The following is a 14,743-nucleotide window of genomic DNA, read 5'->3' as shown; positions in this document are numbered from 1 at the left end:
TCAGTTCTGGGTCTTGAGGTAGGCGATCACGTCGGCGAGCTTCTTGTCGTCCTTGAGGCCGGGATAGACCATCTTGTTGCCGGGCACCTTCGCCTTCGGGTCCTTCAGCCACTCCTTGAGGTTCGCCTCGTCCCAGGTGATGCCCGAGCCCTTGAGAGCGGCCGAGTAGCTGTAGCCCTCGTAAGTGCCAGCCTTGCGGCCGACGACGCCCTTCAGATCGGGACCGACGCCGTTCTTCACGAAATTGTGGCAGGCCTTGCAAGGCGCGAAAGCCTTCTCGCCGGCTGCCGCGTCGCCGGCTTCCTGAGCCTGGGCGGAGATCGGGAGCATGAGCGCGAGGGCGGCGCCGAGGATGAGGTGACGCATTATAATTTTTCCTCCATTGGGCAGCATGAGCCAGCCGAGCTTATGGCAGAGCTTTTGGTTTTAGAACAGATCGAGACTGGGAACGTTCCAAACTCGCCTCGCGGTCCGTGCGGCGAAACGAAGCCGACACCTCTCCATTTCGCCTTCAGACAACGTCGACACACCCGATCCTGATGCATCGAAACCGGTTATCGTTTAGATATCTTCCAATTCCATTGTCCTGAACGGTTCAAGGCTCGTTTTTAGTCCTTCCAAGCTGAGCGGTGGCTGAAGACAGGCCGATCCATCGAGGAGCGCCCGCCCCATGTCGATCGCCTTCCCCACCCCCGATCCCGATATTCTCGCTCGCCGCGAAACGATCATCGCCGGCCTGCGCCCCCTCGTCGCGGCGGAGGCCCTGATCGTGACCGAGGATGAGCGCCGTGCCTTCGAGACCGATGGGCTGACGGCCTACCGCAAGATGCCACTCGCGGTGGTCCTGCCCTCGACCACGGCCGAGGTCTCTGCCGTGATGGCCTATTGCCACGCCAACGGCGTGCGGGTGGTGGCGCGCGGCGCCGGCACCTCCCTCGCCGGCGGAGCGATCGCCCAGGAAGACGCGATCATCCTCGGTGTCGCCAAGATGACCCGCGTCCTGGACGTTGATTTCGAGAACCGGGTGGCCAGGGTCGAATCGGGCCTCACCAACCTCGCCATCTCGGGGGCGGTCAGCCATGAAGGGTTCTTCTACGCGCCGGACCCGTCGAGCCAGCTCGCCTGCACCATTGCCGGCAACATCGCGATGAATTCGGGCGGCGCGCATTGCCTGAAATACGGCGTGACCACCAACAACCTCCTCGGTGTCACCCTGGTGATGAGCGACGGCACCGTGGCAGAGATCGGCGGCGCACATCTCGACAGCGCCGGCTACGATCTCCTCGGCCTGATCTGCGGCTCGGAAGGACAGCTCGGCATCGTCACCGAAGCGACGGTGAGGATCCTGCGCGCGGCCGAGGGCGCGCGCCCGGCCCTGGTCGGCTTCTCCTCGGTGGAGGATGCGGGCGCCTGCACCGCCGCGATCATCGCCGCCGGCATCATCCCGGTAGCCATGGAATACATGGACCGTGAGGCGATCCTCATCACCGAGGATTTCGCGCAGGCCGGATATCCGCGTGACGCCGAAGCGATGCTGATCATCGAGGTCGAAGGATCGGACGAGGAATGCGAGGCGATGCTGGCCCGGATCGAGGCGATCGCCCGCGACTACCGGCCGACCAGCATCAGAGTCTCGAAATCCGAAGCCGAGAGCGCCGCGATCTGGAAGGGACGCAAATCCGCCTTCGGTGCCACGGGCCGCATCTCGGATTACATCTGCATGGACGGCACGATTCCCACCGGGCAATTGCCGCTGGTGCTGGAGCGCATCGGCGCGATCTGCGCCGACAAGGGTCTTCGCGTCGCCAACGTCTTCCATGCTGGCGACGGCAACCTGCATCCCCTCATTCTCTTCGACATCAACAAGCCGGGCGAGCTGCAGAAGGCGGAGGCCGCCGGAGACGAGATCCTGAAGCTCTGCGTCGAGGTCGGCGGCTGCCTCACCGGCGAGCATGGTGTCGGCATCGAGAAGCGCGAGCTCATGCGCTTCCAGTATGCGCAGGTCGATCTCGATCAGCAGATGCGGGTCCGCAACGTGTTCGACCCGAAATGGCTGATGAACCCCGCCAAGGTGTTCCCGTTGGAAGGGCGCGTCGCCGCTTGAGGCCAGTGCGCCGCGCAACGCGGTTTCTCGTCATCCCGCTGAACCGTGCCCGGAACGCTAAGCTCCGGGCCGGTGTTTCCTCCCAGCAAAATCGTGGAGGATGATCATGCGCATCGTTGCAACGCTCTCGGCCCTGGCGCTGCTCACTGTGGCAAGCACGGGAGCGGCCGAAGCCAAAGGCTGCATCAAAGGCGCGATCATCGGTGGCCTCGCCGGGCATTACCTCGCCGAGCGCGGCGTGGTGGGCGCGGTCGCGGGCTGCATCGGCGGTCGCTATCTCGCCAATCGCCGTGCCAAGCAGCAGCGCGAGATCGAGTACGGATCGCGGGTGCAGCAGCGTGGAGCCGGCTACGCACCGAACCAGGCCTATCCGCGCCGGTCCTATAATTACTGAGATCGATAAGATCGAGGCGGGCCGACGACGGGGCTACCCGTTCCGCCGGCCCGCTTCGGCCTATGCGTTCGTCCTCACGGCGATCCAGAGCACGTGACGGCGGCCGCCGGGATGGGCGGGATAGCGGTGCTCTTCGACATCGAAGCCGAAGCGCCGGAGCCGCTTCTTGAACCGGCGGTCCGGCCCACCGGACCAGACGGCCAGGATTCCCCCCTCCCGCAGCGCGAAATGTGCCCGTTTGAGACCCCAGCCATCGTAGAGCCGGTCGTTCTCCCGGCGCGTCAGCCCCTTGGGGCCATTGTCGACGTCGAGGAGAATGGCATCGAACCGAGCCTGTCCCGACTGGATGAGGCGGTTCACATCGGCCTCGACCAGGGTCACGCGCGGATCGTCGAGGCTGCCAGTGAAAAGATGCGCAAGCGGTCCGTTCGCCCAGGCGATGACCGCCGGCATCAGTTCGGCCACGACGATTTCCGCCTTGGGGCCGAGAGCGTCGAGGGCCGCACGCAGGGTGAACCCCATGCCGAGCCCGCCGATCAAGATCTTCGGCGCCGGATTTCCCTCGAGCCGCGCGCAGGTGACCGTGGCCAGGGCCCGCTCCGAATCGCGGTGCCGGTCGTTCATCAGTTCGGCGCTGCCGACCATGATCGAGTAGGCGTCGTCATAGCGGACGAGCCGCATCGTCTCGACGCTGCCCGGAATCGCCGCGCTGGCGATGGGAATCGCGGAATCCATCGATGGGGCGACCTTCAGGGAAGACTTCAAGCTTCGACGCCGAACGCGTCGCAGCGGAAGGCCCCGTAATCTCCGCGCGCCAGCCGCTCGGCTAGCGCGGGCAGGAACAGGGCCGCCTCGTCGGCGAGACGCCAGGGCGGATTGATGACGATGAGGCCGTTGCCATTGAGGCGGTTCGGATACGGCTCCGAGATCATCAGGTCGATACGCAGGGCCGGCCGGGAGAGCGAACGGTCCAGTTCCGCCACCATGCGGTCGATGAGGCCGACATCCTTGATCGGATACCAGCCGAGATAGATGCCCGTCGGCCATTTCGCTACGGCCTTAGCCAGAGCCGCGCCAAGCCGGTCGACCTCGCCGAGTTCTTCGTAAGGCGGGTCGATCAACACGACCCCGCGCCGCTCGGGGGGCGGGATCAGCGCGTTGAGGGCGGTCCAGCCATCGAGATGCATCACCTTGGTGCGCGGATCCTGGTTGTAGCGTTCGCGCAGGAGCTCGGCATCGGCCGGGTGCAACTCGACGAAGACGCCCTGGTCGCTGGGCCGCAGGAATTCGCGGATGATCGCCGGAGAGCCGGGATAGATAGTCGCCCCGTGGCGTGCCTGGGTGGCGGCGACCGCCTCGCGATAGGGGCCGAACAGCGCCTCCACCTCTTCGGGGAAGGGGGTCTCGAGACGGCCCCAGCCGTCATGCCACTCGCCTGTCCGCCCGGCCTCGTCGCCGGTCAGGTCATAGAAACCGAGGCCCGCATGGGTGTCGATGGCGCGAAAGCCCGTGGGCTTGGCCTGGAGATGATGGAGCACGCGCGTCAGCACGAGGTGCTTGAGCACGTCGGCGAAGTTGCCGGCGTGGAAGGCGTGCCTGTAATTCATGGGCGCAGGTTCCTGGCCTCACCGGCTCGCGTCGACGGCGATTTCGCCCGCACGGCAATTCTGCCGCGCCACTTCGGGGCAGGGCGTGAAGCCGCGCAGGTCCTTGGTGAAGCAGACCCGCACCTCCTGCAACTCTCCCCGGGTGCAGGTGACCGACATCATATCAGGACGAAGCCCGCGATTGGCCGCGACGAACTGACGGGCGATGTCGACGGGAGCGATGCGGGTATCGGAATCGGGCTTGGCGAAGGCGGCCGGGATCGTCACGGCCTGCCGCGCCTGGGCGGTAGCCTTGAAATACGACATCGGGTCGAGGCCCGAGCAGGTGCCGTGCTTGCGCCATTCGTGGCGGGCCAGCCCCTCGCTCGGAAAAACTTCACCTGCCACGTCCATGGCCTGGCGGGTGGGAGAGCGTTCCACGGAAGAGCAGTCGGACGGGTAGCCCCGCGTATATTGCGGCCATAGCCCATGGACGACGAAGCCGAGGCCGCGACCCGGCCGGCACTGGCCGTCGGCGTCACGCCGCCCGGCCGTTTCGCAATAGGTCGGCGACCAGGACAGGGCCAGCACGTAGAAATCGAACTCGCCGGGCGTGCCGCCGCGTCCGTAGCCCTGGGCCTGCGCGGTTCCGGCGAACGCCGTCAGGAAGAGTGCGGCGAGCGCCGAGGCACGTCTCACGGACGGGCTTCGCGGCAGGCCGTGGCGTAGGCATAGGCGAGGTTGCGGTCGAGGCCGTGGACGCAGAACTCGACCCCCCAGCTTGCGCCGATCAGGCCGAGACCCTCGCGCACGGAGTAATCGACCTTGCGCTTGATGCCGTCCGAGGTGGTCGCCACCGCGCTGCAGAACCGGCGGGGATAGGTGTCGAGCCCCCAGGGGCGCCACGCGGTCCGCTCGATCCGGTCATAGCCCACGATGGTGAGGCTCGAGTTCCAGAACTTCGCCTCCTTCTCGGCGAACTGGCTCGACACCTTCTCCAGAACCGAGGAATCCTGGCAGCCGGGGATGTCGCCATCGAACGGGAACTCACGCTCCTCGGCGGGGGTGATCTCCTCGCGGCCCGAGCGGGCGAAGGCAGGTTGCAGGCTGCCCGCGAGGGCGAGGCCGAGGGCCAGGGCGGTGACGAGGGAATTCGGGCGCATGCCGGCGTCTTTTCGCTGGAGTCCGTTCATTCCGGGACGATGGCGTCTCGTCGAGCGGTGTCAAGCGGAAGGGCCGTGGCGGTGTCGCTTTCGCTCCGGCCTGGGGCAGCCGGAACACAGTCCGGCCCTCAGTAGATCGGGTCCGAGAGGCCGGGCGCGGCGAGGGAGAGCGGTTCGGCCGAGAATCCCGGCGCGGGTTCGTCATAGGTGGGTGCCGCCGCGAGACGGGACGTCTGCGGGCGCGGCGCCGGACGGGTCACCGGTGTGGAGGCATAGGCCGAGGGCGCGCGGGCGGACGGCGCGGCAGCGGATAGGGCAGGGGAGGGCGCGCGGGCGACCTGCGGGCTCGTCCGCGCCGGGTGCCGGTTCGAGGACATCGGCGAGACGCCGTAGGGATCGTCCTCCTCGATATCGACGGGGGCCTGCGGCGCGGCGGGCTGGCGCTCGACCGGGCGCGGCCGCGAGACCGGCCGGGGCACGCCGTCCGCACCGAGCTGCGGCGTGAATTTCAGCAGCGGTTGGCAGATGCGCTTGAGGCCGCGCGGGTCGTGGCGGGCGAGATCCACGTGGATATGGTCGTAGTGGAAGACGTTGGAGCCGGGGGCGAGCACGGTGGAGAAGCGTGCGCAGGCACCGACGAATACCTCGCGCAGGAAGCCCTGCTCGGCCTCGGTGCCGCGCCAGCCGCCCTTCACGGTGATGACGTAGCCGTCGGCGAGCTTGAACGACATGATGTCGACGGCATTGCCGAACGAATGCTCCGAGAGCTTGGCCCCGGCCTGGTTGTTGCGTCCACGGCAGGCATAGGAGCCCGCGTTGATCTCCGCCACGGGCTGGCCGAAATACAGGTTGGCGGCGGGCTGGATCGTGTCGGCCAGCCATGCCTCGGCCTCAGCCAGGGCCGGGCAGGCCAGCGTCATCCGCTGTTTCAGGACGACCGAGCCCTTGCCGAGACGGGTAATCCGGTATGGCTGCAGCATGCCGCAGACACCCGGGCCGGCGATCTCCTTCACCGGCGTCACGAATTCGGTGGTCTCCACCAGCCGCTTGGCGTTGCAGGCCTGTTCGGTCTGGTCGCGCCAAGGCTCACGGCTCTCGAACGGGCTGCGTCCACAGCCGGTGAGACCTGCGCCAATGAGGCCGAGAACGGAAAACGCGAGTACGCTACGCCACATATCGGAACAATGGGCAGCTTTTCGTAAAGCGTTCGTCAACGATGCGGAGCGATCGCACCCCTGTGGAGGAGTGTGGATGACGAAGGAGGCTGCGTCGCAGACAGCCTCGGGCGGCCCCTCGACCGCGCCCTCCACCCACGCTATCGCAGCCTCACCGATGACCCCGCTGACGGCACCGATGCGTCCCTGGAAACAGGCTGTGGCCCGGGCCTTCGACGGGGCAGATCATTACGATGCCGCCGGAATCATCCAGGCGGAGGTCGCTGGACGGCTGGCGCAACGCATCGCCCTCCTGCCCCTCGCCCCATCGCCACGCATTCTCGAGATCGGCTGCGGCACCGCCTTCCTCACGCAGGCCGTCCTCGCTCGTGTGAAGCCCGGCCTGATGGTCGCCTCCGATCTGGCACCCGCCATGATCCGGCGGGCGCGCGAGCGCATGCAGCCTCGGCCCGACCTGACCTTTCTCGTCATGGACGGCGAGCGGCCCTGCCTGGCGCCGGGCTTCGACCTGATCTGTTCGAGCCTGGCGGCGCAATGGTTCGAGGATCTGGAGGGCACGCTCGGCCGCCTCGCCGGTCTGCTGGCACCCGGCGGATTCCTCGCGGTGACGACCCTGGCGTCCGGCACATTCCGCGAATGGCACGCGGCACATGAGGCCGTCGGCCATCGCCCCGCCACGCCGTCCTATCCGACGGCGAAGGCCCTGGCCCGACTACAATTTGCCGGCTGCACGAGTAACTTGTTCCTGGAGCCGGTCGTCGAGAAGCACGCGGACGGCCGGGCCTTCCTCCGCTCGCTTCGCGCCATCGGGGCGGGAACGCCGGGCACCGTCCGTCCCCTCTCGCCCGGCGCATTGCGGACGGTCATCCGACAGTTCGAAAGGGGAGGGGGGGCGATCACCTACGAGGTCGCCACCTTGGAGATCCGGCGCGATCCCTGACATGGAAACGGCGGGGCTCTCGCCCCGCCGCACAGCGTTCCGGTCTTGGTGAAAGATCCGACCTACGAGGCCAGTAAGACGCTCGCGGTGCCGACGATCGTCCAGATCAGGCCGCCCGCGAAGGCACCGATCATGGCGTAGGAAAAGCCCTTCAGAACCATGTTCGTCCCTCTCGTCTCAAACGATCAGCAGCGGTTTCCGCCAGAGGTCTGACCGTATTGCTGGACCGGAAAATTCTGCTGGTTGGCATTGCCTTCGGCGGCCGAGCTCATCGGGCAGCCCAGATAGGCGGGCGGGCGGCTGACCTCCCTGAGGGAGCCGGTCTCGGTGACGTCGTAGGGCGAGAAAGCGGTGTAGCGCGAGGGGCGCTCGAACGCCGTTGCAGAAGAGATCGAAGCAGCGCCAAGCACAAGAGCGGTAGCGACGGCGGCGATACGGTTCATCATGGCGTTTAATAAGTTCCTTTACAGTGCAGACCAGATGTTTGGCCCGCTTCGCTCTGTATGAAACTGATATAGGAAGTCTTTTTCCTTCATGACGTGTCACGGCACACGAACCATGCGGGATTAAGTGACGAGCCTGCCGATGGGATCGGGCCGGATACGATTCAGCGCGCGACGGCGTAGAGCCGGGGCCCGGAGGCCTCGCTCACCGTCCCGGCCAAGATCCAGTTGAGACCGCTCGCCCCGGAGCCGGCAAGGAGATCGCGAAAATCCTCCGAGATGGCGATCGGGAGGTCCACGGCCTTGGCCCGCGCCTCGATGCGCGCGAGGGTGTTCATCGCCGGGCCGAGCACGGTGAATTCCGCGCGATGACCGTCGTCGAAGACGCCGACGAGGACGTCGCCGGCATGCAGCGCGATGGTGACGCGCAACGAGGGAAGGCCTTTCTCCGCGAGGCGCCGGTTGAGGGCCGCCAGCCGCAGCTGGACCGCCTCGGCACAGGTGAAGGCCGCGCGCGCCTGCGCCTGGGGAGGGCCGACGAGGAACTGCGCCAGCACACCGTCGCCGATATACTTGTCGATGATGCCGCCGCGTTCTGTCACGGCCCGATGCGTCAGGGCGCGCATCTCCATGAGGACCTCCACCACCTGCTGGGGAGGCCGTGTCCGCGTCAGGGCCGAGAAGCCGCGGATGTCGAGGGCGAACAGGCAGGCATGACGCTCCTGGACTTCGCCCGGGCCGCCGCCTTGCGCCAGATCCTCGGCGACGGCGGCCGGGACGAAGCGAGTGAGGATCAGGCGCTCGCGCTCCAGCCGGAACGTCGCCGCCACCGCCCAGGTCAGCCGCCGCACACCGTCGAGGACCACGAGGCTGGCGACCATGAAGGTGAGAAGCCCCGGAACTTCCTCGTCGAGGGTGACGTGCGGTCCGAGATGATGGCTCTCGGGCGAGAGAGAGACGAACAGGATGGCGCCGCCCCACCCCGCCGTCACCAGACCGGCGAAGAGGCAGGTGTGCCAGACGCGCATGGTGAGAGCGGTCTGCAGCAGGATCAGGAAGGCCGGGATCCGGCTGACCGCGGCGGCTGCCTCCTCCGTGTCGGCGGCGCCCAGAAACATGTGCTCGACGAGGACGTAGATCGCGACGCTGGCATTGAGGAGGGTCGAGCCCCAGCCGAGCCACCCTCGGCTCGGGCCCACGGGGATGCCGGTACCCGGTGCCGTTCGCAGGCTGAGCAGCGCCAGGAGGATCGAAGCCCCGGCATAGACGGACAGGACGATCCAGTGTCCCAGACCGTGAATCGATCCGTCATAGGTCTGCGCGGTGACGAGCAGGACCAGGACGATGAGCAGCTGCAGGGCGAAGGACCGGCCGCTCGATGCCTGCTGCAAATGCATGATCGTCGGCGAACGCGACTCTTCCGCTCGAGTCCGGTCTCGATCCCCAAATCTCAATAGGATGTCTCCTCCTGCGCCATCGGCCGCCCCTCATGCCGGATGTCGTCCATGCAGGCCATCGGTGGAGATTGCCGCATGCCGGGCGGCGGCAGCCGAACCCTCGCTTCGCTGGAGGGCGTCCGGATCGCCCTATGTCGGGTCGGACGACGCTCCGTCGCCGCGCCGCAGGAGGAACACTCCCTGCGCGCCGAACAGGTTCCAGACCCACCACGGCATGGAGATCCGCATCGGCCGGCCGCGCGCGTCGAGCGCGGTGGCCTTCTCGATCTCGGCCCCCACGGTCCGGCATAGGCCGACGAAGTCGCGGATGGTGCAATGGTGGATGTTCTGGGTCTCGTACCATTCCTCCGGCATCAGCTCGGTCACCGGCATCCGGCCCCGGAAGGCCAGTTCCGAGCGGACCCGCCAATGGCCGAAATTCGGGAACGAGATCACCACCTGCCGGCCGATCCGCAGCAGGTGTTCCAAGACGATGCGCGGGTTGCGCGTCGCCTGGATGGTCTGGGACAGGACCACCACGTCGAAAGCGTCGTCGGGATAATTGGCGAGATCGGTGTCGGCGTCGCCCTGGATCACCGGCAGGCCGCGCGCGAGGCAGGCGTTGACGCCCTCGCGGGAGAGCTCGATGCCGCGCCCGTCGACGCCGCGCCGGTCGCGCAGCAGCGCCAGGAGCGTGCCGTCGCCGCAGCCGATATCGAGGACGCGGGCGCTGGGCGGCACGAGGCCGAGCACGACGAGGTGGTCGACGCGGGCGCCGTCGCTGCGCGGCAGCGTGTCGGTCGTGCTCCAGGGGGCGGGGGCCACGCGACTCACCGACGTCACAAGCCCCTCGCCCGGGCGGCGGCGTCGATGAAGCCCTTGGCGGCGTTGAACATCACCGGCTCGTCGAGGAGGAAGGCGTCGTGCCCCTTGTCGCTCTCGACCTCGACGAAGGCGACCGAGGCAGAGGCCGCATTCAGCGCATGCACGATGGCGCGGGAATCCGCCGTGGGAAACAGCCAGTCGGAGGTGAAGGACATCACGCAGAACCGCGTCCTGGTGTTCCGGAATGCATTGGCGAGCACCCCGCCATGGTCGGCCGCGAGATCGAAGTAATCCATGGCGCGGGTCAGGTAGAGGTAGGCGTTAGCGTCGAACCGCTCGACGAAGCTCAGGCCCTGGTGGCGCAGGTAGCTCTCGATCTGGAAATCGGCGTTGAATGAGAAGGTCGGCGCGGACCCGCCCTGGAAGCGGCGGCCGAACTTTCGGTGCAGGGCCGGCTCGGAGAGGTAGGTGATATGCGCGCCCATCCGCGCCACGCCGAGTCCCTTGGCGGGGCGCGTGCCGGCTTCGAGGTAACGTCCTTCCGCCCAGGCGGGGTCGGCCATGATCGCCTGACGGCCGACCTCGTGGAAGGCGATGTTCTGGGCCGAGTGGCGGGCGCCGGTGGCGATGGGAAGCGCCGAGAAGACCCGGTCCGGGTAGAGGGCCGCCCATTGCAGCACCTGCATGCCGCCCATGGATCCGCCGACGCAGAGGAACAGGTCGCGGATGCCGAGCCGGTCGAGGAGCATCGCCTGGCCACGCACCATGTCGCGGATCGTCACCAGCGGAAAATCGAGGCCGTAGGGCTTGCCCGTTGCGGGATCGGTGGAGGCCGGCCCCGTGGAGCCCATGCAGGAGCCGATCACATTCGAGCAGATGACGAAGTAGCGATCGGTGTCCACGGGCTTGCCCGGTCCCACCAGTGTCTCCCACCAGCCGGGCTTTCCCGTCACCGGGTGGGTATGGGCGAAATGCTGGTCCCCGGTGAGCGCATGGCAGATGAGCACCGCGTTCGACCGGTCGGCATTGAGGGTGCCAGCGGTCTGGTAGGCGATCCGGAACGGCGCGAGATCGACGCCGGCATCCATCGCCAGGGGTTCGTCGAGCCCGAACAGGGCCACAGGGCTTCGCGGGTCGCGGGAGAGCGGCGCATCCGCCGGGATGCCGTCCGGCCGGGTATTGCCGTCGTCGGGCTTTGCGAGACTATCGAGCGACATGGTCATCAGGCGTCTTCGCGCGTCATTCGCCGATTCGCTTCCGCGGAGATGCGAAGAAACAGCCGGGTGCCGCTCCATCGACGTTTCGCGAAGGTCCATTCCCATCGGTGCCCGACGAAGCCGGGTAGCGATGGGCGTAATGTGCGTATGCACGGGCGTCAACGAAAGGGGCCGCGCGCGAGAAGGTCACAACCGGTGCTCTGGTCCTCGGGCTTCGGGAAACGTAGACACGATCGGCCGTCTCCCTCATGCGGGGTCGGCAAGATCCACACCCGATCCATCCCGCCGCCGGACGCGACAGCCCGCATGCGCTTCACCACGAGACCCGCACCGCCCCTCGACAACCTCGCCGAGCTGCGCGCCGAGATCGACCGGATCGACGCGGAGATGCATGCCCTGCTGATCCAGCGCGGCTCGATCATCGACCGGCTCATCGCGGTCAAGCGCACCTCGGCCAGCGGCTCCGCCTTCCGGCCCGGCCGCGAGGCCTCGATGATGCGGCGCGTGGCCGAGCGCCATCGCGGGCTTCTCCCCCTCGACACCGTGGAGGGGATATGGCGCGTCATCATCGCCACCTTCACCTGGGTCCAGGCCCCGTTCAGCGTTCATGCCGACGTGTCCGGCGGCGACGCACCGATGCGCGACTCGGCGCGATTCCATTTCGGATTCACGGTGCCCTACCGGCCGCATCCCACCTGCGCGGCGGTGGTCGAGGCCGTGGCCGCCTCGCGCGGCGATCTCGGCATCTTCCGCCTTGACCCCGAAGGTTCCGCACCGCCGAGCCCGGAGGCGCCGTGGTGGGAGGGTCTCGTCGGTGAAGGCCGGCCCAAGGTGATCGCGCGCCTGCCCTTCATCGAGCGGCCGACCCATCCCGCCGGAACCCCGGTCTTCGTGGTGGCCAACCCCCTCGACGATCCGGCCGCCGCCCAGCGCGACTGGGTGCTCCACGCGGCCCGGCTCGAGAGCTGGTCTCCCGAGAGCGCCCGTGCCCTGCAGGACCTCTACGGCGAGGTGGTAGCGCGCGCAGCTGTCACGGACGGGCACCGCCTTCTTCTCGCCGTGCCGGGCGGAATCGGCGGCCGGCAGTTGCGGGAGGCCCTGGAGCGGACCGGCGCGAGCGTGGAAAGCCTCGACGAGATCGGCAGCCACGCCGCCCGGTTCCGGGTGTGACGCAGGGCAGGCGAGGGCCGGTTCTCTCGTCAAGGCGGACAAGCTGCGTTAGACGGGCAGACTGAACTCCAGCCGGCCCGCGCTCATGTCCTCCGCTCCCTCCGTGTCCCGTCCCGTCCCCCGCCCCGGCATCCTCGCCATCGAGGCCTATGTGCCCGGCAAGAGCGGCGCCCCCGGCGCGGTGAAGGTCCATAAGCTCTCCTCGAACGAGACGCCCCTCGGCCCGAGCCCACTGGCCATCGAGGCGATGCGCGAAGAGGCGTTCCGCCTCGCCCTCTATCCGGACGGAAATTCCACACGCCTGCGCGAGGCCATCGCCTTCCGCTACAGGCTCGATCCCACCCGCATCGTCTGCGGCGCCGGATCGGACGAGCTCCTCTCCTTCCTCGCCTACGCCTATCTCTCGGAGGGCGACGAGGGGATCTTCACCGAGCACGGATTCCTAGTCTACCGCATCGCCATACTGGCCGCCGGCGGCACGCCCGTGGTGGTGCCCGAGCGCGATCTTCACGCCGATGTCGACGCGATCCTCGCCGCCGTCACGCCGCGCACGAAGATCGTCTACCTCGCCAATCCCAACAACCCGACCGGCACCTACCTGCCCTTCGCCGAAATCCGGCGCCTGCATGCGGGCCTACCGCCGAACGTCCTCCTCGTCCTCGACGGGGCCTATGCCGAGTACGTGCGGACGAACGATTACAGCGCCGGCCTCGAACTGGTCCTGGAATCCGAAAACGTGGTGATGACCCGCACCTTCTCGAAGATCCACGGCCTCGCGGCCCTGCGGATCGGCTGGATGGTGGGCCCGGCGGGGGTGATCGACGCGGTGAATCGCATTCGCGGCCCGTTCAACCTGTCGGGCAGCGCCATCGCGGCCGGGGCGGCGGCCATCGCCGACGAGGCGCATGTAGCGGCGGCGGTCGCTCATAACGAGACGTGGCTTGCCTGGATGACCGAGGTCGTGTCCTCGCTGGGCCTCGTGGTCACCCCGAGCGTCGCGAATTTCATCCTCGTCCATTTCCCCGACGAGCCGAATCGCAGCGCGGCGGAGGCCGATGCCTATCTCAGCGCACGCGGGGTGATCGTCCGACGGGTTACCTCCTACGGGCTGCCGGACGCGCTGCGCGTCACCATCGGCAGCGAAGAGGCGAACCAGGCCTTCGTCACGGCACTGACCGCCTTCGTGAAGGAGAGCATCCGTGCCTGAGGCGAACCCCGTCTGCGAACGCCTCGCCATCGTCGGCCTCGGCTTGATCGGCTCGTCCATCGCGCGAGGGGCCCGGCAATACGGGCTGGCGCGGAGCATCGTCGCCATCGACCGCGACCCGGTCGTGATCGAGCGTGTGCGGGCCCTCGGCCTCGCCGACGAGGCGACGGGGGAGGCCGAAGGCATTGCCGGCGCAGACCTCGTCATCCTGTGCGTGCCGGTGGGGGCGGTGGGCGCCGTCGCCGAGGCGATGGCGCCGCATCTGAAACCCGGTGCCATCCTGTCCGATGTCGGTTCGGTGAAAGCCTCGGTGGTCGCCGCCGTCTCGCCCCATCTGCCGGACGGCGTTCGTTTCGTGCCGGCCCATCCCGTGGCGGGCACCGAATATTCCGGGCCCGATGCCGGCTTCTCGACCCTGTTCTCGGGTCGCTGGTGCATCCTCACCCCGCCGGAGGGCACCGACGAGGCCGCCACGGCGCAGGTCCAGGCCTTCTGGGAGGGGCTCGGCGCCATCGTCGAGAGCATGACGCCGGAGCATCACGACCTCGTCCTGGCCATAACCAGCCACGTGCCGCATCTCATCGCCTACAACATCGTCGGCACCGCCGCCGATCTGGAAGCCGTGACGCAATCGGAGGTCATCAAGTTCTCAGCCGGCGGGTTTCGCGACTTCACCCGCATCGCCGCCTCCGACCCGACCATGTGGCGGGACGTGTTCCTCACCAACAAGGACGCGGTGCTGGAGATGCTCGGCCGTTTCAACGAGGATCTCTCGGCTCTCGCCCGCGCCATCCGCTGGGGTGACGGCGACGCGCTGTTCGACCTGTTCACCCGCACCCGCGCCATTCGCCGGGGCATCGTCGCCCTCGGGCAGGAGACCGCGGAAGCGGATTTCGGCCGCAGCCGCACCCCGCCGGAACCGGCGAAGGACGAACCGGTCAACGAACGGTAGGGTTCATCCGGCCGAGGCAAGCGCTGCCCGTCTCTCGCCCACCACCTCATCGTGGGGCGACGAAGCGAAGCGGAGGCCTCGAAGGAGGGCTCCAGTTCGCGCAATGGGTTCTGGAAGCCTCCTTCGAGGCG

At 67.8% G+C, this 14,743-nt stretch carries 16 protein-coding genes; 6 read left to right on the top strand and 10 right to left on the bottom strand.

Features of this window, described 5'->3' with window-relative positions; genetic code table 11:
• Positions 1-366 carry a cytochrome c family protein gene (locus tag ASF32_RS02390; protein ID WP_056249457.1) on the bottom strand — a complete coding sequence of 122 codons (366 nt, stop codon included), beginning with the start codon at positions 364-366 and terminating at the stop codon, positions 1-3.
• 304 nt (positions 367-670) lie between these two features.
• Between ASF32_RS02390 and ASF32_RS02385 the strand changes: the two genes are divergently transcribed.
• Positions 671-2,104 (top strand): FAD-linked oxidase C-terminal domain-containing protein, encoded by a 1,434-nt coding sequence (locus ASF32_RS02385; RefSeq protein WP_056423023.1) that lies wholly within the window; start codon positions 671-673, stop codon positions 2,102-2,104.
• 106 nt (positions 2,105-2,210) lie between these two features.
• Positions 2,211-2,498, top strand: a complete 288-nt coding sequence (locus tag ASF32_RS02380; protein ID WP_026176297.1) for a hypothetical protein — start codon at positions 2,211-2,213, stop codon at positions 2,496-2,498.
• Between the two features lie 60 nt (positions 2,499-2,558).
• Here ASF32_RS02380 and ASF32_RS02375 read toward each other — a convergent pair whose 3' ends face one another.
• The 5 genes from ASF32_RS02375 to ASF32_RS02355 all read right to left on the bottom strand — a co-directional run bounded on the left by ASF32_RS02375 (position 2,559) and on the right by ASF32_RS02355 (position 6,422).
• Positions 2,559-3,233 (bottom strand): hypothetical protein, encoded by a 675-nt coding sequence (locus ASF32_RS02375; RefSeq protein ID WP_056423022.1) that lies wholly within the window; start codon positions 3,231-3,233, stop codon positions 2,559-2,561.
• A 26-nt stretch (positions 3,234-3,259) separates the two neighbouring features.
• Positions 3,260-4,105, bottom strand: a complete 846-nt coding sequence (gene rlmJ, locus ASF32_RS02370) for a 23S rRNA (adenine(2030)-N(6))-methyltransferase RlmJ (protein WP_056423019.1) — start codon at positions 4,103-4,105, stop codon at positions 3,260-3,262.
• A gap of 18 nt (positions 4,106-4,123) precedes the next feature.
• Complete coding sequence (locus ASF32_RS02365) at positions 4,124-4,783, bottom strand: ribonuclease T2 (protein WP_056423016.1); 660 nt, start codon at positions 4,781-4,783, stop codon at positions 4,124-4,126.
• Positions 4,780-5,247 carry a hypothetical protein gene (locus tag ASF32_RS02360; RefSeq protein WP_056423373.1) on the bottom strand — a complete coding sequence of 156 codons (468 nt, stop codon included), beginning with the start codon at positions 5,245-5,247 and terminating at the stop codon, positions 4,780-4,782. Before ASF32_RS02360 ends, ASF32_RS02365 begins: the two co-directional genes overlap by 4 nt.
• 128 nt (positions 5,248-5,375) lie before the next feature.
• Positions 5,376-6,422, bottom strand: a complete 1,047-nt coding sequence (locus ASF32_RS02355) for an extensin family protein (RefSeq protein ID WP_056423015.1) — start codon at positions 6,420-6,422, stop codon at positions 5,376-5,378.
• Between the two features lie 76 nt (positions 6,423-6,498).
• On the opposite strand from ASF32_RS02355, the gene ASF32_RS02350 reads away from it, so the two are divergent.
• Positions 6,499-7,362, top strand: a complete 864-nt coding sequence (locus ASF32_RS02350; RefSeq protein WP_244478189.1) for a methyltransferase domain-containing protein — start codon at positions 6,499-6,501, stop codon at positions 7,360-7,362.
• Positions 7,363-7,547: 185 nt separating this feature from the next.
• On the opposite strand, the gene ASF32_RS02345 is transcribed toward ASF32_RS02350, so the two are convergent.
• From ASF32_RS02345 to ASF32_RS02330, 4 genes are all read right to left on the bottom strand, one after another.
• The gene (locus tag ASF32_RS02345) at positions 7,548-7,808 is read right to left on the bottom strand and encodes a hypothetical protein (protein WP_018045910.1); all 261 of its coding nucleotides are present in this window, start codon (positions 7,806-7,808) and stop codon (positions 7,548-7,550) included.
• 161 nt (positions 7,809-7,969) lie between these two features.
• Complete coding sequence (locus ASF32_RS02340; RefSeq protein ID WP_244478190.1) at positions 7,970-9,202, bottom strand: adenylate/guanylate cyclase domain-containing protein; 1,233 nt, start codon at positions 9,200-9,202, stop codon at positions 7,970-7,972.
• A 189-nt stretch (positions 9,203-9,391) separates the two neighbouring features.
• Positions 9,392-10,075: a methionine biosynthesis protein MetW gene (gene metW / locus ASF32_RS02335; protein WP_056423365.1), complete on the bottom strand. Its 684-nt coding sequence runs from the start codon at positions 10,073-10,075 to the stop codon at positions 9,392-9,394.
• 5 nt (positions 10,076-10,080) lie between these two features.
• On the bottom strand, positions 10,081-11,289 hold the full coding sequence (locus ASF32_RS02330; protein ID WP_056423362.1) for a homoserine O-acetyltransferase: 1,209 nt from the start codon (positions 11,287-11,289) through the stop codon (positions 10,081-10,083).
• A gap of 300 nt (positions 11,290-11,589) precedes the next feature.
• On the opposite strand from ASF32_RS02330, the gene ASF32_RS02325 reads away from it, so the two are divergent.
• From ASF32_RS02325 to ASF32_RS02315, 3 genes are all read left to right on the top strand, one after another.
• Positions 11,590-12,453, top strand: a complete 864-nt coding sequence (locus ASF32_RS02325; RefSeq protein WP_056423012.1) for a chorismate mutase — start codon at positions 11,590-11,592, stop codon at positions 12,451-12,453.
• Positions 12,454-12,538: 85 nt separating this feature from the next.
• The gene (locus tag ASF32_RS02320) at positions 12,539-13,660 is read left to right on the top strand and encodes a histidinol-phosphate transaminase (RefSeq protein ID WP_056423009.1); all 1,122 of its coding nucleotides are present in this window, start codon (positions 12,539-12,541) and stop codon (positions 13,658-13,660) included.
• Positions 13,653-14,612: a prephenate/arogenate dehydrogenase family protein gene (locus ASF32_RS02315; RefSeq protein ID WP_056423005.1), complete on the top strand. Its 960-nt coding sequence runs from the start codon at positions 13,653-13,655 to the stop codon at positions 14,610-14,612. Before ASF32_RS02320 ends, ASF32_RS02315 begins: the two co-directional genes overlap by 8 nt.
• Positions 14,613-14,743: the final 131 nt, after the last annotated feature.

Source organism: Methylobacterium sp. Leaf91, from assembly GCF_001422815.1.
Classification (GTDB): Bacteria; Pseudomonadota; Alphaproteobacteria; order Rhizobiales; family Beijerinckiaceae; genus Methylobacterium.
Note: the sequence above shows the minus strand (reverse complement) of the source record. Positions and strands in the feature narration are given on the sequence as shown.